This is a genomic window from Pantoea sp. Aalb, assembly GCF_009829985.1.
Classification (GTDB): Bacteria; Pseudomonadota; Gammaproteobacteria; order Enterobacterales; family Enterobacteriaceae; genus SZZU01.
Genome location: NZ_SZZU01000002.1, coordinates 35,169 through 55,900, shown reverse-complemented (window position 1 = coordinate 55,900; position 20,732 = coordinate 35,169). Strand labels below are relative to the sequence as shown.

The window sequence follows — 20,732 nt, the reverse complement described above, 5'->3', positions numbered from 1 at the left end:
TTTCATTTACAATGAATTATCAATTAAAAAGTTTATAAAAAAAAATAATAAATAATTAAATCGTATTTTATTTAAAAAATTATTGTATAATTTATTCAAATTATATTAATAGGACGCAACTGTTTTACGTCCTAAAAAATATATTATTTTAATATTAATTTTTCATCTTCATTACGTAATATTTTTGCAGCTTTAACCATATTTGCTAATGCTTGACGAGTTTCTTCCCATCCACGGGTTTTGAGACCACAATCTGGATTAATCCATAAGCGCTCTTTAGGAATGCTTTGAGTTGCTTTTTTTAAAAGATTTATTATCCAATCTACACTCGGAATATTTGGTGAATGAATATCATAAACACCTGGACCAATTTCGTTTGGATATGCAAATTCTTTAAAAGAATTGAGTAATTCCATATCAGATCGTGATGTTTCAATAGTAATTACGTCAGCATCTAAAGAGGCAATAGCGTTCATAATATCATGAAATTCACAATAACACATATGAGTATGAATTTGAGTATTATTTTGTGCCACTGATGCAGTAAGACAAAAAGCATTAACAGCCCAATTTAAATATATCTTCCAATCAGATTTATGTAGAGGTAATCCTTCGCGTAATGCAGGTTCATCTATCTGAATAATACCAATCCCTGCTTTTTCTAAATCTTTTACCTCATCACGTAATGCTAATGCAATTTGATTAGCTATAGTTTTACGATCTATATCTTCTCTTGGAAATGACCAACATAAAATAGTAACAGGACCTGTTAACATTCCTTTAACTGGTTTATTAGTTAATGATTGAGCATATTTAGTCCATTCAACTGTTATAGCTTTTGGACGACTAATATCACCAATAATAACTGGTGGTTTCACACAACGTGAACCATAGCTTTGTACCCATCCATTCTGAGTGAAGATAAAACCATCAAGATTTTCTCCAAAATACTCTACCATATCATTACGTTCAGGTTCTCCATGTACTAATACATCTAAACCTAATAATTCTTGTTCAAGAATAATTTGTTCAATATGTTTAGTTATATTATTGTAATAACTAATGAAATTAATATTTCCTTTCTTTAAAGCAAGCCGTAATTGTCTAATTTCAGTAGTCTGTGGAAATGAACCAATAGTAGTAGTTGGCCAAAATGGTAGTTTAAAACGCTTATGTTGTTCTTTTGTGCGTTCGATATAAGGACTATTACGTTTTATATCTTTTGTTTGAATTTGTGCTAGACGTTTTGTAACTTCTATATTATGTACCCTTGTTGAAGTCATACGTGTTTTAAGTGGTAGATTCCAATCAATTAAAAGTTTTTTATTATTATTATTCAATGCATTACTTAATAATGATAATTCTATACATTTTTGGATTGCGAAAGAAAACCAACTTTTTACTTCGTTATCAAGATGTTTTTCTACGTTTAGATCTATTGGAGTATGTAGTAAAGAACAAGAAGAACCAATCCATAGGTTTTTACGTTGATTAACTAATGGTTGTAGCTTTTCAAACCAAGAGCTTAGATCTGCACGCCAAATATTACGACCATTAATAATACCTGTTGATAGTAACCATTCCGGTGGTAATTGTTTATTAAGATAATATATATCGTCTTTACCATTAACTAAATCTACATGTAAACCTTGTACTTTCATTGTTTGAATTATATCTATATTTTGTGTAATGCTTTCAAAATAAGTAGTTAACAATAATTTAGTATGGCCATATAAAATATCATAAGTAGGTTTGAAGACTGTACGCCAAGATTGAGGTAATTCTAATGCTAAAATAGGTTCATCGAACTGTACCCATTCAATACAACGTTTTTTAAGTTCAATTAAGACTTCTTTATAAATTGGTAAAATTTTATTTATTAAAGATAGACGATCAAACTGATGATATTTTACTTTACCTAACCATAAATATGTTACTGGACCAAGTAGTATTGGTTTGATTTTATATCCTAAAGCTAAAGCTTCATCTACTTCATCTAGGAGTTGTGTCCAAGTTAATTTAAAATCTTGGTCTTTAGTAAATTCTGGAACAATATAATGATAATTAGTATTAAACCATTTAGTCATTTCAGCAGCAGCAACTGATTTTCCAGTTGGTGCACAACCACGACTAATTCGAAATAAGGTATCTAAATTAATAGAAGCATCATTATCCTGATAACGATAAGGTATATTTCCTAACATTAAACTAGTAGTTAAAACATGATCATACCATGCAAAATCACCAACGGGTATAAAATCTATTCCTGCATTTTTCTGTTGTTGCCAATGACGAGCACGTAATTCACGACCAACCATTAAAAGCTCTTCCTGTGAGCTTTTATTTGCCCAATATCGTTCCTGAGCTTTTTTAAGTTCGCGATGTAAACCAATTCTTGGAAATCCTAGTGTGTGGTTTAAAATCGTCATTTAACATTCTCCAATATAATTTTAATAACAGCAGCATAAACTATAACAATAGTTACAACAATCCTCCGTATAATCCTAGCAAAAATTAATAATAAGATTGATATTCCTTACAGCAAAAGATTTTAAATATCTATTACTTATATATTTTAAATTATTCTTAATATCTGTATATCTATATTCATAATGTTAATAAAAAATTAACTAAATAATTGATAATAAATAATATTATTATAATAGATATAATCTTTTAAAATATTTTTTAAAAAATGTAATTAAAATACATATAATATATTATTATATAGTATAATTATACTTTTCTAAATTTAATTTATTTATCTAAAGCATTAGATAGAGTTTAGTATACTATTCTAATATTAAGTTATATTTTTAGTAACTAGAATGAGTATATTGATGTAATAGATACATAGGATATTGCTAAATAGTACTAATTAATTCAATTGCTTTTTAGTTGGCTAGCTAAAAATAATTTATGTAAAATATGTGGTACGGTTTCATCAGCATTACTCCCAATAACTTCTAATGTTGGTAACATATCTTTTAAACGTTGATTTGCATTATACATAATGCAACCTTTTCCGACCATACTAAGCATTTCAAAGTCATTCATACCATCGCCAAAAGCAATACATTTCTCTAAAGAATATCCAAGATTTTTAGCAACTGATTTAAGAGCATGTCCTTTTGATACACCTCCTGCCATTACTTCTAAACAAGTTGGCAATGAAAAACTAACGTTAACACGGTCTCCCCAGCGAGTTTGAATTGATTCCTCTAAAGAATTTAAAAGCAATGGATTCTTACATGTAAAAAACACTTTACTTATACCATCGACCGGTAGAACACTAGGTTGATATATTTGATATCTAAACACTGATTCTGGGAAATAATCTTGTTCATCTGGAGTATGCCGACTTATAAACCATTCATCATTTCTGTAAACATGTGTTAATATTAATTTATCATCATACTTTATATAATAAAGTTCATTGGCAATATCAGTATTAAGATCATGACTAAAAATTAATTTACCATTGATATCATGGACACGAGCACCATTAGAAGTAATCATATATGCTGGAATTCCAAGTTTATCACGTATCTGTCCTACATCAATATAATGACGGCCAGTTGCAAAAACAAAATGTATATCAAGGGCTACTAGATTTTGAAGAGTAATATAAGTAAAAGGAGTTAATCGATGATCTGGCGAAAGAAGAGTACCATCCAGATCAGATGCAACAATATGGTACATTTCAACCTCTGAAAATAATTATTAATAATTACATTTTTTTAGGTAAGTAAGTTAATACCAACAAAATAATCCTGAGATTAATCATTAGATTTAATACTTATCATATTTATTTTTATATGTGTTTTTTTCTGAAATCTTAAATATCCTATCGTATAAAAATATAAATAATAAAACTATTAAATGATAATTATACCTTACTAGATATTTTGATTATTTATATATAATACTTATAGTTTTTCTTGATTAGAGATAAGAAAATATTTCCATTAAAATAATTGGTATCTAACTAATAAATATAAATAAATTTAGCATTGATAATAGCGAAAAACATAAACCAGCTCAAAATAATAGCAATAAGAATAGAATCAAATTTATTTGAATTTTTATTTTTATGATAATAGTATAATATGTAATGGTTGGTAACTTGATTTATTTTTTAATAATTACTGTTTGTCTTAAATGATTGTTTATCTGATCTTTATACACATATGGGGAATAAATATTAATTTTTAATATTATTTAATATATAACGTATAATTAAATTATAACCAGTTTTTTCTTTTAAAATATAAGTAGGGTGCTAATCCTGAAAGAAACATTAAAACAACAGCACTAGGATAACCAAAGCTCCACTGCAATTCAGGCATAAACTTAAAATTCATACCATAGCTAGAAGCAACTAAAGTTGGAGGTAGGAATACTACTGACATTACTGAAAAAATCTTAATAATACGATTTTGTTCTATATTAATAAACCCCATAGCTGCTTGCATTAAAAAATTCACTCTTTGGAATAGAGATTCATTATGAGGCAATAAAGATTCAATATCACGAATAATTTCACGTGCCTGTTCTAGTTGATTACTCGGTAAACGTGTTTTACGTACTAAAAAATTTAATGCACGCTGAGTATCCATCAAACACAGACGAACCTTCCAACCAATATCTTCTAATTCTGCTAAGCGTGATAGTGCTTCATCATATTCTTTACCTTGTTGCCCTTCCATAATAACACGACTAAGTTTTTCTAAAGCACTATAAATATTTTCAATTTCATCAGCTAATTGTTCAATTTTTGTTTCAAAAAGATCTAATAATAATTCATATGCATTTCCGTCAGTCATAGTTTGATTTCGTGCTCTCATACGATAAAGACGAAAAGCTGGAAGTTCGCGCTCACGTAAAGTATATAGACGATCTTCTCTTATAGTAAAAGCTACAGTGGAATTACCAGCATGATCTTCTGCATCTTCAAAGAAGAAAAATGAATGAATATGTAATCCATCTTCATCTTCAAAAAAACGTGCTGAAGCTTCAATGTCTTCTAGTTCAGGACGAGTTACTAAATTTTGGCCAAGTTCAGACTGTACTAACTCACGTTCGACATCATTAGGCTCAATTAAATCGATCCATATAGACATGTTAAGTTTTTCTTTATTTTCTTCTAGCTCGATACGAGTCAGGAGACTGCAATCAAGTTTAAATGCGCTCAACATGGCAATCATTCCTACTATTATTAGTAAATAGGACAATGTATTATTATATAATTATTTATCCTCTATTAGTTTTACTTAATATTAACGATATAGAGTAATATTTAAATAAAAAAAATTCTTTTAATAAAAAAAGGTTTATTAATTCAGGTAATATGACAAATAAAAATTAAATATTAAGAATTATTTTTCTAATTTAGATGATTAACTAATTAAAATTGAAAGTTCTAAAAGTCATCCATTATTATATATATAATATTATGCTTAGATAAAACAATCGTCAAGATTACATAACTTATATCCTAAAGTCCTTTTAGACGAGCATATGCAATTACTAACCATTTTATTCCATGATTTTGAAACGCAACTTGGATCTGACTATGTTTACCACTACCTGCAAAGTTAATGATAATGCCTTCACCAAACTTAACATGATTTATACGCTGACCTAATACAAAATCCTTATTAATTGACTGTATTTGATTCTTATATATAGATTTAGTACGTAAATTCACTTCTTCTATATATTCTATTGGCAGTTCATTTATAAAACGTGATGGACGATGACTAAATTCCTTGCCATAAAGACGACGTGTTTTAGCATAAGTTAAAGTTAAATTTTTTATTGCCCGCGTCATCCCTACATACGCTAAACGTCGTTCTTCTTCTAAACACTCTTCTTTATCAAGCGACATTTGACTTGGAAAAATACCTTCTTCCATTCCGACGATGAAAACTTTACTAAACTCTAAACCCTTAGCTGCATGTATAGTCATTAATTGTACTGCATCTTGACATTTATTTTCCTGTTCTCCTGTTGATTCTAATACTACATGTGATAAAAATTTTTTTAGTGGCATGAAAAAATTGCATTCATCATAATAATTAAACTGTCGTGTAGCTGTTATTAATTCTTCAAGGTTTTTAATACGAATTTGACCTTTTTCACTTTTATCTTGTTCATACATACACCATAATTTAGAATCGTGAATCACGCGTTCTGTTTGAACTGGTAAAGGCAAATTTATAATTTCTTTTTCTAAGCAATCAATTAGCTCACAAAAACACTTTAATGAATATGCTATGCGTCCAAATAAAGTTTTAGAGTATAATAGATCTTGAGTTGCCTGCCATAAAGTTATTCTATGATTGCCAGCTATTTCTCTTATGCGTTCTACAGTACGATTACCAATACCGCGAGCTGGTATATTTATTACACGTTCAAAAGCAGCATCATCATTACGATTTACTATTAATCGTAAATATGCTAATACATTCTTTACTTCTTGACGTTCAAAAAAACGAACTCCACCATAAATATGGTATGGTATTCTCAATTGAAGTAATGCTTCTTCGAGAACACGAGACTGAACATTACTACGATATAAAATAGCACAATTATTTAAAATATTACCATGTTCATGCCATTTTTTAATACAATTAATTACGAAACGTGCTTCATCTAATTCATTAAGAGCACAGTAAAGTGAAATTAAATCACCATCACTACCATCAGTCCATAATTTTTTACCAAGACGATCGTTATTATTTTCTATAAGGGCATTAGCTGCTCTTAAAATATTATTAGTTGAACGATAATTCTGTTCTAACCGAATAGTTTTTGTATTTGGGAAATCATTTAGAAAATGTTGAATATTTGCAACTTGTGCTCCTCTCCATCCATAAATAGATTGATCATCATCGCCTACAATAATTACTCGGCCTGTATCACCAGCTAAAATTTTAATCCATGCATACTGAATATTATTAGTATCTTGAAATTCATCTACTAGAATATTAGAAAAACGTTTACGATACTGATTCAGTATTTTTGGTTTATTTAACCATAATTCATGAGTACGAAGAAGTAATTCAGAAAAATCTACTAATCCAGCACGATTACATGTCTCTTGATATATTTCATAAATATATACCCAAGTTTTTTCTGCTAAATTACGATAATTTGTAATATGATTAGGACGTAATCCTTTATCTTTTTTACCATTGATGTACCACATTAGTTGATGAGCTGGCCATTTTCTTTCATCTAAGTTCATATCTTTAATTAAACGTTTTAATAAGCGTAATTGATCTTCTTCGTCAAGAATTTGAAAATCATTAGGTAAACCTGCATCAAGATGGTGTATACGTAATAAATGATGAGCTAAACCATGAAAATTCCCGATCCACATGCCAATCTTATTATTACCAATCAGGCAATTAATTCGTTTACGCATTTCTTCTGCTGCTTTATTAGTAAAAGTAACAGCCATAATAGAATATGGTGAACAATGTTCTACAGATAATAACCAAGCAATACGATATGCTAATACACGAGTTTTACCACTACCTGCTCCAGCTAATACTAATATATTACGACGTGGAGCCATTACTGCTTCACGCTGTTTATTATTTAAGTTTTTTATTAATTCATTAACTTGCATAATTACCATTTTAAACAGTTTAGATGAATATTAAATACATTTATAAATATAAATAACAATTAAATATTAAAAATTAATTATGATATTTACACATATTTTAGATAAAATAAGTCTATAAATATACTTAAAAGAAGCTTATTTATTTTTAATGTATATTACTTAATAGAATTAATAAATTCTATTAACAACGGAATTCAATTCAATATAAATTAAGCTTAATGTATTAAAATAAAATAGGAATATATAAAGAAATAAAGGATTTTTTAAAATATTTTTATTATTTTTAAATTAAATATTTTTATTAATATAGTTAGTATTCTATAAATAAATAAAACCATCGAATACATGTGTAGCTGGCCCTGTCATAAATAAATGGTTACCTTTTCCGTTCCAAGCGATAGATAAGCTTCCTCCTAGTAAATCAACACGAACTTTTTTTGCTAACATTCCTTGATTAATACCACACGCTACTGCTGCACAGGCACCGCTACCACAGGCTTTAGTTTCTCCTATACCACGTTCATATACACGTAATTTAATATATTCAGGACTTATTATTTCCATAAAATTAACATTAACATGTTCTGGAAAAAGCTCATGTTTTTCTAATAAAGCTCCTAAAATTTTTACTGGAGCTTTATTTATGTTTTCTACTGGAATTACACAATGTGGATTACCTAGCGATACTACACTTAATTTTACTATTTTTTCTGCAACACGTATTAGATAAAAATCTTTTACTTTATTAGTATAAAATGGAATATATTTTGGTTCAAAATTAGGTTCTCCCATATTTACGCATACTAATTCTTTATTAATAATACTGAGAACCATACGACTAGTTTGAGTACTAACAATAATATTATTTTTATTTATTAATTTTTTTAAGAAAACAAAGAGAGCAAAACAACGTGCACCATTACCGCACTGTGCTACTTCACTTCCATTAGCATTAAATATTCGATAATGAAAATCTACATCTGGATCATAAGGTGGTTCAACTAATAGTAATTGATCAAAACCAACACCTAAATTCCTATTTGATAAATAACGAATAAGTTCTAGTGAAAAGAAGACTTTTTGCGTTATTGTATCTACAACCATAAAATCATTACCAAGACCATGCATCTTAGAAAATTGCATCTTTCGTTTCACTAGATTACTCATATAAATATAATCAATTGCTTAATTATTTTAATCTTTATTTTATTTGATGTTATTTTTTGATTTATTGACTAGAAATAAAGTGGTCCTTTTAAACCACAACCTACTAAAATCATTAGTATTACAATAATATTAAATTGCTTTAAAATATACATAATATTTTTTTCTTAAAATGGATTTAAATTAAATAATATTTCAACATTATACTTAATAATAATTTTTATTATGAATTAAAATTCATAAAAGTTAACTTATTTTAAAAGCATTATATAATAGATAGATAATTTTTACTAATTTTTTAAAAAAAGTATCAAATTTTAAAGCATCAATATTAAGTTATTTAATTACCTTTAAATAGTTTCGGATAATCTTCAAGAATCAATGAAATCGAATTTTGGTTTGATATTTTTTTTATCGATACATTAATACGTTCAAAAAATAAACTCCATATTTGTCCACCTACCTGTAATGTTTTAAATCTACATAGCTCCTGATGCATACTTAATAAACGTAATTCTATACATTCTAATACTAGATGTCGTACGCGAGAATGAATGAGATTACCAAAATGTTTACTATAACAAAATACATCTAATGTATTAGGTGGAGCAGCTTCTTGATGTATTTTACAAAGAATAGTTTTTAGCGCTTCTGTAATTGCTTGCTCTCCACTAAAGTGAAGCGTATGAACTTCATTCCATGAATTCCGATATAATAAGTCAATACTGCCAATTAAGCATATTTTTTTTTCACCAAAATTGAATACATCAAAATTACAAAAATTAAAATGTATCAATTTATTATGAAGAATAAATGTCGGATCATCTTCAAGATTAATCATAATAGCTAAATGACGAATTTCACATAAACTATAAAGATCTTGAGGTTTAGGAGAAGGCAAGTGTAGCGGAAAGTTAGTTATTATATCATTTACTAATTTCTGTAATCGTATTAAATCGCAAATATTATTGCCTTTAATATATAATTTAGTTTTACTAGTTAGTAAACCATTAAACCAAGCCCAAGCTACTAATGTATTAAGGTAACTATTATATTCTAAATGTTGATGATTTATAATGAGTCCATTTTTAAATGATTGATTATATAAATACCATCCTACATGATCGACAGTGGTACTTGAAATATAAATAAAAGTGAGTTTTTTTTCTGAAATATCAAGAGAAATTTGAGGATTTACTAGTGTTACTTTACCAGGTATTTTTTCAAACTCAGCATATAATTTACGAGTCAATAAATTGATATCTTGTGAGCTAGCACTAATAGTTAAATTATTACGACGTGAAAAACAAGTTAAATTATGATAGCTTTGCATCATCGTATCTAGCAATTCATGATGTACTTCACGTACTTGTTCTATTTTCCATTGTGCATGATTATCTAACATTGCTAACTTATTATTATCCCAACCCCATTCTTTTACTAATTGAGTTAATATTTTACGACGCCAACTAAAATGATTTTTCTTATCTTTTTTTCTATTAGATAATTTTTCACAAACTTTTAAATAGAAGCATCGACGTACTAAATCAAGACGTGACATATCATCAACACTAATAAGATATTTAGTAACACGTTCTAACATCATACAATATGAATCTAGACCGAAACAGACTATTTCTCCATTATGTAATCGTTGTTTAACATCCATAGCTAATGATTGTGTATTAGGATATTCCCAGCTATAAGCTTCAAGTAATAATGTTTTGATGACTGATTTATATGGTGAATCAATACTTTTATATAATTGCCAAAGACTAGCACCGAAATATTCTTCTGCTAAAAATTTACCAATACTACCAAGATCTAGCCATTCATTCGGTATTAAAATTCCTTGTGAATATAAGGACATTACATAATCATCATAATGATATTCTTCTTCATGTGGTACCATATTCCAAAGAATACGTTTACCGGCTATACGTACAGCAGTACGGTAAAATTCGTCTAATAATAAAAATTGTTGAGTTGAGCCACAATCTTCTTCATTAAGACTACCGATCTCATTATTGCGAAAACGATTTTCATCAATTAAGAAAAAACTAACTGCCATGCCCATGGATATACACCATTTTTGTAATAATCTACATTTATGTTTTAAATTAAAACGTTCTTCATTATCAAGCCATGATTGATGACATATCCAAATATCTAGGTCAGAAATATTATTTTGTCCTACTGATGAACTACTACCCATTGAATAAATACCGGTAACTGGTCTCTCTCCTTTGACTATACTACTCAAATAAAGTGGCTTTCCTCCAGCTAAATCCTGAAGTTGCTGTTGCTGATTTTTATTAGGAGTAAAAGAACTTACCCCATAAGGAACACTACCTTCTAAATAACCAGGTATTAATGGATGATGATAATGCAATAATGTTGGTAATAAACTATAGAAACGCTGGAAGACTGGTCCTTTCCCAGATAATGCACGATCAATTCGTAACTGGTTTATTGCATCCAGTCTTTGTTTCAGTATCTCAATATAGAGGTACAAGACATTTCGCCTAATTATATAATGTTAGGAAATCTATTTCTAAATAATTATTTTATTACGTTTTATTTTAAAAATTAAGATATAACTTACTTAATATTTAAAAAAGTTCGTAAAACAAAAAGATACATGTTTTATTATTTTAAAAATTTTTATTAAACATAGGTTTTTTAAACAATACCTCCATATTTATACTATTATAATTTAATATTTATTAAACTACCTTTAATATTCTTCTTTAAAAGATTCAATGTAATAAATTTACTTGTTAAATAATAAAATTATCTATAACTGATTAAACTGATTACATATTATGCTAGATAAAATTTTTAGAATTGCCACAAGGCAAAGTCCACTTGCCTTATGCCAAGCACAATATGTTCAACAACATTTAATGGCAGCGCATCCTGGATTACGCATTGAGTTAATACCAATGATCACAAAAGGTGATCTTATTTTTAATACGCCCTTACCAAGGGTAGGTGGGAAAGGTTTATTTGTCAAAAATCTTGAATTAGCAATATTAAAAAATAGAGCTGACTTTGCTGTTCATTCTATGAAAGATGTACCAGTTGAACTCCCACAAAACTTAGGTTTAGTAACAATTTGTAAGCGAGAAAATCCATATGATGCTTTTGTTTCTAATCATTATAACTCTATTGAAAAATTACCACAATTCTCTATCGTTGGTACATCTAGTTTGCGTCGACAATGCCAAATAAGTGCATATCGTCCAGATCTAGTGATTCGATCATTACGTGGAAATATTGGAACTCGTTTAAATAAGCTTGATTCTGGTGAATATGATGCAATTGTTTTAGCTGCTGCTGGATTGAAGCGTTTAGGTTTAGAAAAACGCATTAGACAAATATTATCAGCTGAATTTTTATTACCAGCTGTTGGTCAGGGTGCAATCGGTATAGAATGTCGTATTCATGATAATGAATTAATAACATTGTTAAAAGTATTAAACCATAATGATACTGCTGTGTGTGTAAATGCTGAACGTGCTATGAATAATCGTTTAAAAGGGGGCTGTCAACTTCCTATTGGTAGCCTTGCTGTACTTGAAAATAATAATTTATGGCTACGAGGGTTTATTGGATTTTCCAATGGCAATAATATAGTTATTGGTGAAAGACGAGGAACACGCGATGAAGGTGAACAAATGGGTATATCTTTAGCTGAAGAGCTGATAAAGAAAGGATCAAATATTTTTTGAAATAAACTTTATCCTTATCAAGGACACAACATGAGTATACTTATAACTCGTCCAGAACCAGCAGCTAGTGAGTTGGTTTTACGTCTAAAAAACATAGGAAAATTTGCATGGGCATTACCGTTAATTCAATTTACTCCAGGTCGTGAGCTTCATTACCTTCCTCAAAGATTACAAACTTTACATCATGGTGATCTTGTTTTTTTACTATCACAACAAGTAGTATATTTTGCAAATCCTACTCTACAAAATAGTATAATATCTTGGCCTAAATTTTTAGACTATTATGCTATTGGACGTAGTACAGCACTAGCCATGAAAAATGTGACTAATCTTGAAGTAAATTATCCTCATAAGAGAGAATCAAGTGAAGAACTGATTCGTCTTAATCGTTTAAAAAAAATTAATGGTAAAAATGCATTAATTCTACGTGGTAATACAGGACGTGAATTATTAGCTGAAACGTTGGTTATGCGTGGTGTAAAAGTAAAATATTGTGAATGTTATCAAAGACATAAAAAATATTATGATGGTAAAATTGAAGGTAGACGATGGCGTAATATTGGCATTACAACACTAGTAGTTACTAGTGGCGAAATGCTAGAACAACTTTTCGTTATGTTTACTCCGATTGATCGCTTACAATGGCTGTTACGTTGTAGATTGTTAGTAGTCAATGAACGCTTGGCTATTCAAGCTGCTAAATTAGGATGGAGAAATATTGATGTAGCTCATGGTGCTGATAACAACTCATTAATATATGCATTACAATAAATACTATTAGATTTATTATTAATTTAGTTAATAATAAATCTTTTTCTATTTAAATACAATAGAACAATTTAATAATATATATATTATTAAAAATAAATAACATACTTAAATATGATCGGCGAGAGAGGATTTGAACCTCCGACCCACTGGTCCCAAACCAGTTGCGCTACCAAACTGCGCTACTCGCCGAATATTAATCGTATAAAATCATTGATTATTTAATAAATAAATTTTTCTATGCATTATATAATAATAAATGATTTTATACAATTAATAACTTTATTATTTTTAATTTTGCTTTCAAAATTTTGGGTGGTTAATGGGATTCGAACCCACGACAACTGGAATCACAATCCAGGGCTCTACCAACTGAGCTATAACCACCATTATGTTTTCTTTTATAAGAATTAATTTTTAATATATTAAATGATAATATATTGTATTATATATGTTATGATTTTTTTTGCATTAAAATCATTAAAATCAAAGATACGCCCGACAGGACTTGAACCTGAGACCTCTACCTCCGGAGGGCAGCGCTCTATCCAACTGAGCTACGGGCGCATAATGATTTAAATATACATTAAATCTTTGATAAAAGTAATAAGTAATTTAAGAAATAATTTAATAAATATATAATATTTTTATTTAAAACATGTATTAAGTAATCATTTTCATATACTATGATTCAATATAAATATATTTTTACTAAATAATTCATTAAATGCCTAAGTTAATCATTACCTAATAAAAATATATATCAAAGTCATATATTAATATATTCTATATATCTCTTAAATTGATTTAAAAAAATAAATAAATACAAAACTAAAATAATATTTATACTTATTATTTATTAATACTTATTAATTATCTTAGAAATTTTTCTCTAAATTTAAAGCAAAAAATAATATAAATAGATTAAAACAATTAAATAAATAAATTATACTGAGTTAGTTTTTTTATTATATATATTAATTTTAAGAACGTTTCATCATATCAAAAAACTCATCATTAGTTTTAGTCATAGATAATTTATTAATGAGAAATTCCATAGCATCTATTTCACCCATAGGTTGAATGATTTTACGTAATATCCACATTTTTTGTAACTCTTCTTGAGAAGTTAATAATTCTTCTTTACGAGTTCCAGAACGATTATAATCTATAGCTGGAAATACACGTTTTTCTGCTATTTTACGTGATAAATGTAATTCCATGTTACCAGTACCTTTAAATTCTTCATAAATTACTTCATCCATTTTTGATCCAGTATCTACTAAAGAAGTAGCAATAATAGTTAGGCTACCGCCTTCTTCTACATTACGTGCAGCACCGAAAAACCGCTTTGGACGATGCAAAGCATTAGCATCAACACCACCTGTTAATACTTTACCAGAAGCAGGAACTACGGTATTATACGCTCGTGCTAATCGAGTAATAGAATCAAGTAAAATAATAACATCTTTTTTATGTTCTACTAAGCGTTTAGCTTTTTCAATAACCATTTCAGCAACTTGTACATGTCGTGAAGCAGGTTCATCAAAAGTTGATGCTATTACTTCACCTTTTACTAAACGCTGCATTTCTGTGACTTCTTCAGGACGTTCATCTATTAATAATACCATCAAAACACAATCTGGATAATTATAAGCAATGCTCTGTGCAATATTTTGCAAAAGCATAGTTTTACCAGCTTTAGGTGGTGCTACAATTAATCCACGTTGACCACGACCAATTGGAGAAGCTAGATCTAAAACTCGAGCAGTTAAATCTTCAGTAGAACCATTCCCTCTTTCCATTCCTAAACGATTATTAGCATGCAATGGTGTAAGATTTTCAAATAAAATTTTACTACGAGCGTTTTCTGGCTTATCATAATTAACTTCATTAACCTTTAATAATGCAAAGTAGCGTTCTCCTTCTTTTGGAGGCCGAATTTTACCAGAAATAGTATCTCCTGTACGAAGATTAAATCGACGAATTTGGCTAGGGGAAACATATATATCATCTGGTCCAGCAAGGTACGAGCTATCTCCAGAACGAAGAAAACCAAATCCATCTTGTAATATCTCCAGTACACCATCACCGAAGATATCTTCACCGCTTTTTGCATGTTGTTTTAAAATGGCAAAGATAATATCTTGTTTACGCATACGTGCTAAGTTTTCCAGTCCCATATTTTCGCCGACAATAATCAACTCAGAAACTGGTGTATTTTTTAATTCGGTAAGATTCATAGTGATGAGTTCTTAAATTATGATAGGCTCTTAAGTTCTAGATAATTATCGAAACATTTATCGTAAATGACATGATAAAAACCATGCATTTTAATTATGGCCCTTTCAATTTTAATCTCTCTAACTTAACAAATATCATCACGTTAAATATGAACATAGAAAACAAGAAGATAGTTGAAAGGTAAAAAATATTTAAATTATCAGTGCCAAACTACGAAAACTTTCAATGCAAAAAGGGTTAAGCTTTAAATGTAAGAGCACAATGCAGTGATATCAACTTACATATACCTGAATAGATACGTCCACAACAATGAAAAATAATAATCATTGCGGACGAGATACTATACTTGAGTTGAATTAAGCCAAATTCTCGTTCAAGAACTCTTTAAGTTGACTTTTAGATAAAGCACCAACCTTAGTCGCTTTTACTTTATTGTTTTTGAACAATAGCATAGTAGGAATCCCACGAATATTATATTTAGATGCACTGTCTGGATTATCATCAATGTTTAATTTGGCAATAGTAAGCTTATCATTATATTCTTCTGCTATTTCATCTAGAATTGGAGCGATCATTTTACAAGGACCACACCATTCAGCCCAAAAATCCACTAAGATCATACCTTCTGTTTTGAGAATATAATCATCAAAACTATTATCGGTTAGTTGAACAATTTTATCGCTGCTCATGCTTTAACTCCAAAATAAATATTATTAACGAATTGATATAAAATAATCAATTATAAGTTAACTTTAATTTATTTAATACACATTCGTAAAGTACTTTTAATTTAGCAATTAACTATACTTAGCTATGAGCAGGATACAGTTAATCATACAAAATTCTGACTTTACCCTTTTGCTTTATCTTTTGAACTATACAATTTTTTAAAAAATAAATCCAAATAAAAAAAAATAATTTTTAATACCTCTATTATTTAAATAATTCAAACATTTAACTTCTATGGAAATTAAAGTATAATTCATATATTATAAAATAATATTTTTTAAAATTAATACTGTTATCTATAAATAATTAAAATTAAAATATTCTGATGTTAAATATATTTATGTAATTCATAGATAAAATTATTTTATTAAGTCTTATTAAGTATTACTAATTTATAAAACAAAATAAATTACCAATATAATATAAATTATTATTATATTATAATCTATAATGTTTTCATATAATTGAAAAATATTATATATAGAATAAATATTCTATATATAATATTTTAAGTTAGATTTTTTTAATAAATTTTAAAGTAAATTATAATAATTGATTTATTGATATTTACTTTTAATTTCTTGATTTTATACAAATAATTTGAAAATTATTTCATAACTATTGAAAAATCTATTATTTATTAAAATAATTATTTGGTATTAATATTACATATTAAATTAATGATAAAATCAAATTTCGATATTAGTATATGTATTTATATACCGTTTAAAAAACAAAATTGAACATATATACATTATATTTATCTTCAATTCTTCATTGAAGATATTGAGTTCAATAATCATTTAATTATTTTAATTTTACTCTGAAAATAAGATAGAAATATACTAAATTATATAAAAATACTATTTATTTACAATAGAATATTACAATACTGTTTTTCCTTTAGCAAGTTATATATATCATTACAAATAATATATATAAGATCTTATCTTAACTTATAGCGTATTTTCTTCTAACACTAATATTAAACTTTAAATTCTAATATATAAAAATGATTGTAGATAATTAATTGTATAAAATTTATATTTTTTCTATCACTAATAGTATAGTATATTATACTCTGTATTTTAAATAAAACATGTAATATACACTTAACTATAAAAGTAATAAATAGATAATTTTAAATTAAAGTAGTAAAAAATAAAAATTTTCTTATATTTTTACTATTATTTTTATTATATTATTATAGATTATGTAATATGTTGCGTTTTACACAAGCTGTTTGATAAATTTGTTCAATCAAATTATCTAAAAGTATACTGCGACGACGATATTCAGATCTCTTTTTGCTAACAATTTCTTGTGTATTCTTACGTTTTATATATGTTGGTAAATCAAACATATTATCCTTACGAGTTTTTCCTCCTAATGAAATCCAAAACTCATTGTAGCTTGCAAAAAACTTATGTTTTTTACTATAACGGTAACGTAAACTATAAAAAACATGTGTTCTATCACTTACAGCTGCAATTTTTTTTATATTACATAATTCTGCAAGAATATAAGCAACTTCAACAAGTAAACGTTTGGGAAATATTCCATACATCGCTTTAGTAGCATCACGAATCGTATTAATAGAAGTAACATGACGGGGTCCTTGTAAACCTCCAATTAATAATGTTTTTTGTTTATTTTCTTGAATAATGGAAAACGAAAGTGATGCGACTAATAATTTTTCATAGAGTAAAATTAAAGTAATTTCACCTTCACGATCAAAACTAGCAGGACAACAAATTACTAAAAAACTTGTATTATTTTTGCCTGTAAAACTAGCAAGTGGAGTATCATTATAATTTTGCATCAATTTACGTAAGACAAGACTATCTAGCTGATCTAACGATGTATAATGATCTATTATAGCCTGAGCTCGCTGTGCTGTACTAAAACCAGTACGTAAATATGGACGATGTAGCTTTGCTGGCAATAAACCTTGTATAGTTAGTAACTTAGGAAAATCAGTAATTTTTACTAATTGACTAAGATAATGAAAAGTAGTAACAGGGAATACAAGAGATCTCAAAGCAAATTTAATACGAAATTTTCTTTTATCCCATGAATTATTCGGTCTGAACTGACCACTTACTAAGGATAAAAAAAATGATATTAACTCCTTATTATTTATTGGATATTTTTTTAAAGAAATAGACATACTTATAATAGCTTCACGAGTCAAACTATAACGATATTATATTATTAATTGTAATTAAACTATTGTCAATTATAAAAATAATTAAATTTTATCAAAATAAACTCCATTTATAATAAACTACAATAGTAAAATATGAACATTTTATTTATTCATATTATTAAAAATGTCTAATGCTTCATTCCAATTGACAACATTCCAAAATGCTTTTATATAATCATTGCGTCTATTTTGATATTTTAAATAATAAGCATGTTCCCAAACATCTAAAGCAAGAATTGGATAACCTGATATACCAATAATATTTTCACCCATTAAAGGGTTATCTTGATTAGCAGTAGAAACTATGGATAGTTTATCCTCTTTTTTTATTAACCAAATCCAACCAGAGCCAAATCGAGCTAATGCTACTTTTTCAAATTCTTCTTGAAATTGATTTACACTATTGAAATCTTTTTCAATAGCAAGTTTTAAAGTTCCTTGTAGAGTAGTACCTTTTTTTAAACCTTTCCAAAAGAAACTATGATTAGCATGACCACCTGCATTATTACGTAACATTTCCTTTTTATTTTTTGGTAATTGATCTAATTTAGAGATTAATTCATTAACTGATAAGGTTTTAAACTCAGTATTTTCTAACGCTAAATTAGCATTATTAACATAACTCTGATGATGTTTAGTATGATGAAGTTCCATTGTTTGCTTATCAAAAAATGGTTCTAATGCATCGTATGCATAGGGTAAAGATGGTAGTAAATAACTCATATTGACCTCTTAATGTTTATTTATTATTTTTACATAAATAAGTCTTATTTTATAGAAACCTATAAAATATAAAATAAATAAGAAAATTATAAGATATAAAATTATGTATTTATTGAAAAAATAAATACATAATAACTTACGTATATTCAAATATAGTAGTTATATATTATGTTATTTTTCAGAAATAGATTATATTTAATAAATAAAAACATTTTATTTCTAATGCTTTTATAAAATTAAATAATATGATAAATATCTGTATATTATCATATTAAAATAACTATAACAAGCTAACGATTGGCATTATTCTAATATTAATAATATAGATTATAGAAATAAATTTAATATTCTTATATTTAGAAATGATTTAGAAATGATTAAGAATTAAAATATTCGCTGTGGATAACTATAAATCGTAGCATTAGTAGACTTACTAAATCCTACTAAAGTTAAGTTGCAATTTTTGGCTACATCAATAGCTAATTGAGTGACGGCAGATATAGCAAATAAAATTTCTACGCCGCACATAGCGGATTTTTGAACTATTTCATAACTGGCTCTACTCGATATTAATACTGCTCCTTCATACCAATGATTTTGACTACGATAACCAAGTAACTTATCTAAAGCTACATGACGGCCTATATCTTCATAAGCACTAATTAAATCTCCATGAGGTGACATCCATGCTGCTATATGTGTACATCCAGTTAACTTACCAATAGGTTGGTAACACCGTAGTTGTTTTAGTCCTACCTCAAGGTTTATTATATTAAATTTTTGAGTAAATGGTAAAGATTTAATAGGTTTACTAATATAGTCTAAATGTTCCACACCACATATACCACATCCTGTACGACCAGTGATCATACGGCGGTATTTTTTTAATGCCATGAAACGACGATTAGATATTTCTATTTGTATTTGAATACCATTATAACTTGATACTATATCTATATTAAAAATATCATTTAGATCTAAAATAATCCCTTCGGATAAAGAAAACCCAATAGCTAACTTTTCTAAATTACTAGGTGTAGCCATTATAACTACATGAGAAATACCATTATAAACTAATGCTACTGGTACTTCTTTAGCTACCCAATCATTTTTTATTGGATTAGTATCATTCTTCCATATTTGTGTTTGATGTACACCAGTCATTGAACTAATATTTTTATTATTTTTTTGTTTTTTTATTTTCACTGTTATCTCTAGAAGAAATTAGTTTAATAGAATATTTCTTATTTTCTAAATTCATTACTCATTATACAGATGTAAGTATATAAAATATTTTTAATAATACTCTAAAATGAATAGATGGATTAAATATAATTAATATTTAATTTCATTAAATCCATAATAACATGTGAAAATCTTCTAATAAAAACTTAAAAATAATTAATAAAAAATAATTAATAAAATTATAAAAATATATAATTATTAGATTAATTACATATAACTCTAATAAGTTAATTATAGTGTATACGTATATATATTATAATTATAATATGTAAGTATA

14 protein-coding genes and 3 tRNA genes are annotated in these 20,732 nt (G+C 27.3%); 2 read left to right on the top strand and 15 right to left on the bottom strand.

Annotated elements, in window-relative coordinates:
• Window positions 1-143: 143 nt before the first annotated feature.
• From metE to FD728_RS02700, 7 genes are all read right to left on the bottom strand, one after another.
• The gene (gene metE / locus FD728_RS02730) at window positions 144-2,429 is read right to left on the bottom strand and encodes a 5-methyltetrahydropteroyltriglutamate--homocysteine S-methyltransferase (RefSeq protein WP_159934592.1); all 2,286 of its coding nucleotides are present in this window, start codon (window positions 2,427-2,429) and stop codon (window positions 144-146) included.
• A 454-nt stretch (window positions 2,430-2,883) separates the two neighbouring features.
• Entirely contained in the window at window positions 2,884-3,702 is an 819-nt protein-coding gene (yigL, locus tag FD728_RS02725; protein WP_159934590.1) for a sugar/pyridoxal phosphate phosphatase YigL, read from the bottom strand.
• A gap of 542 nt (window positions 3,703-4,244) precedes the next feature.
• Complete coding sequence (corA, locus tag FD728_RS02720) at window positions 4,245-5,198, bottom strand: magnesium/cobalt transporter CorA (RefSeq protein WP_159934588.1); 954 nt, start codon at window positions 5,196-5,198, stop codon at window positions 4,245-4,247.
• Between the two features lie 299 nt (window positions 5,199-5,497).
• A complete protein-coding gene (gene uvrD, locus FD728_RS02715; protein ID WP_159934586.1) occupies window positions 5,498-7,639 on the bottom strand; it encodes a DNA helicase II in 2,142 nt (713 codons plus the stop codon).
• 318 nt (window positions 7,640-7,957) lie between these two features.
• Complete coding sequence (gene dapF, locus FD728_RS02710) at window positions 7,958-8,782, bottom strand: diaminopimelate epimerase (RefSeq protein ID WP_204162626.1); 825 nt, start codon at window positions 8,780-8,782, stop codon at window positions 7,958-7,960.
• Between the two features lie 92 nt (window positions 8,783-8,874).
• A complete protein-coding gene (locus FD728_RS04795) occupies window positions 8,875-8,958 on the bottom strand; it encodes a lipoprotein (protein WP_159934834.1) in 84 nt (27 codons plus the stop codon).
• Between the two features lie 185 nt (window positions 8,959-9,143).
• On the bottom strand, window positions 9,144-11,318 hold the full coding sequence (locus FD728_RS02700) for a class I adenylate cyclase (RefSeq protein ID WP_159934582.1): 2,175 nt from the start codon (window positions 11,316-11,318) through the stop codon (window positions 9,144-9,146).
• A 310-nt stretch (window positions 11,319-11,628) separates the two neighbouring features.
• Here FD728_RS02700 and hemC point away from each other — a divergent pair, with 310 nt between their 5' ends.
• Entirely contained in the window at window positions 11,629-12,537 is a 909-nt protein-coding gene (gene hemC, locus FD728_RS02695; protein ID WP_159934580.1) for a hydroxymethylbilane synthase, read from the top strand.
• Between the two features lie 30 nt (window positions 12,538-12,567).
• Complete coding sequence (hemD, locus tag FD728_RS02690; protein WP_159934578.1) at window positions 12,568-13,308, top strand: uroporphyrinogen-III synthase; 741 nt, start codon at window positions 12,568-12,570, stop codon at window positions 13,306-13,308.
• A gap of 115 nt (window positions 13,309-13,423) precedes the next feature.
• On the opposite strand, the gene FD728_RS02685 is transcribed toward hemD, so the two are convergent.
• From FD728_RS02685 to fdhD, 8 genes are all read right to left on the bottom strand, one after another.
• A tRNA-Pro gene (locus FD728_RS02685) sits at window positions 13,424-13,497 on the bottom strand.
• A 122-nt stretch (window positions 13,498-13,619) separates the two neighbouring features.
• A tRNA-His gene (locus FD728_RS02680) sits at window positions 13,620-13,692 on the bottom strand.
• Between the two features lie 106 nt (window positions 13,693-13,798).
• A tRNA-Arg gene (locus FD728_RS02675) sits at window positions 13,799-13,872 on the bottom strand.
• Window positions 13,873-14,288: 416 nt separating this feature from the next.
• Entirely contained in the window at window positions 14,289-15,548 is a 1,260-nt protein-coding gene (gene rho, locus FD728_RS02670) for a transcription termination factor Rho (protein ID WP_159934576.1), read from the bottom strand.
• A 357-nt stretch (window positions 15,549-15,905) separates the two neighbouring features.
• Window positions 15,906-16,238 carry a thioredoxin TrxA gene (gene trxA, locus FD728_RS02665; RefSeq protein ID WP_159934574.1) on the bottom strand — a complete coding sequence of 111 codons (333 nt, stop codon included), beginning with the start codon at window positions 16,236-16,238 and terminating at the stop codon, window positions 15,906-15,908.
• A 1,244-nt stretch (window positions 16,239-17,482) separates the two neighbouring features.
• The gene (locus FD728_RS02660) at window positions 17,483-18,448 is read right to left on the bottom strand and encodes a VirK/YbjX family protein (RefSeq protein WP_159934572.1); all 966 of its coding nucleotides are present in this window, start codon (window positions 18,446-18,448) and stop codon (window positions 17,483-17,485) included.
• A 141-nt stretch (window positions 18,449-18,589) separates the two neighbouring features.
• Window positions 18,590-19,210 carry a superoxide dismutase [Mn] gene (gene sodA / locus FD728_RS02655; protein WP_159934570.1) on the bottom strand — a complete coding sequence of 207 codons (621 nt, stop codon included), beginning with the start codon at window positions 19,208-19,210 and terminating at the stop codon, window positions 18,590-18,592.
• 384 nt (window positions 19,211-19,594) lie between these two features.
• A complete protein-coding gene (gene fdhD / locus FD728_RS02650) occupies window positions 19,595-20,416 on the bottom strand; it encodes a formate dehydrogenase accessory sulfurtransferase FdhD (protein WP_159934568.1) in 822 nt (273 codons plus the stop codon).
• Window positions 20,417-20,732 lie beyond the last annotated feature (316 nt).